This window comes from Nostoc sp. UIC 10607 (assembly GCF_047228265.1).
In the GTDB taxonomy this organism is placed as follows: domain Bacteria; phylum Cyanobacteriota; class Cyanobacteriia; order Cyanobacteriales; family Nostocaceae; genus Nostoc; species Nostoc foliaceum_A.
Window position 1 is genome coordinate 131 of the sequence record NZ_JBIQNW010000202.1, and the last position, 700, is coordinate 830.

1 pseudogene is annotated in these 700 nt (G+C 49.6%); it reads right to left on the reverse strand.

What is annotated here, in order from left to right:
• A pseudogene (locus ACEYW6_RS36375) lies at nt 1-700 on the reverse strand (hypothetical protein); the annotation flags it as partial.

The window sequence follows — 700 nt, forward strand, 5'->3', positions numbered from 1 at the left end:
AATCATGAGGCAGAATAGCTGCCAAATTATTTAGGGCTAAGGCGCGATAATGCTCATCCTGAATCTCCCTAGCAGCAACCAGAGCCTCTGGTAACAAATCATGAGGCAGAATAGCTGCCAAATTATTTAGGGCTAAGGCGCGATAATGCTCATCCTGAATCTCCCTAGCAGCAGCCAGAGCCTCTGGTAACAAATCATGAGGCAGAATAGCCGCCAAACGACTTAGGGCTAAGGCGCGACTTAAGTCAGACTGAATCTTCCTAGCAGCAGCCAGAGCCTCTGGTAATAATTCTGGCAGAATAGCCGCCAAACTACTTAGGGCTTTGGCGCGACTTGACTCAGACTGAATCTCCCTAGCAGCAGCCAGAGCCTCTGGTAACAAATCATGAGGCAGAATAGCGGTCAAACTACTTAGGGCATCGGCGCGACTTAAGTCATCCTGAATCTCCCTAGCAGCAGCCAGAGCCTTTGGTAACAAATCATGAGGCAGAATAGCCGCCAAACTACTTAGGGCTTTGGCGCGATAATACTCATTCTGAATCTTCCTAGCAGCAGCCAGAGCCTCTGGTAACAATTCTGGCAGAATAGCCGCCAAACTATTTAGGGCATCGGTGCGACCCCAGTCAGACTGAATCTTCCTAGCAGCAGCCAGAGCCTCTGGTAATAATTCTGGCAGAATAGCCGCCAAACTACTTAGGGC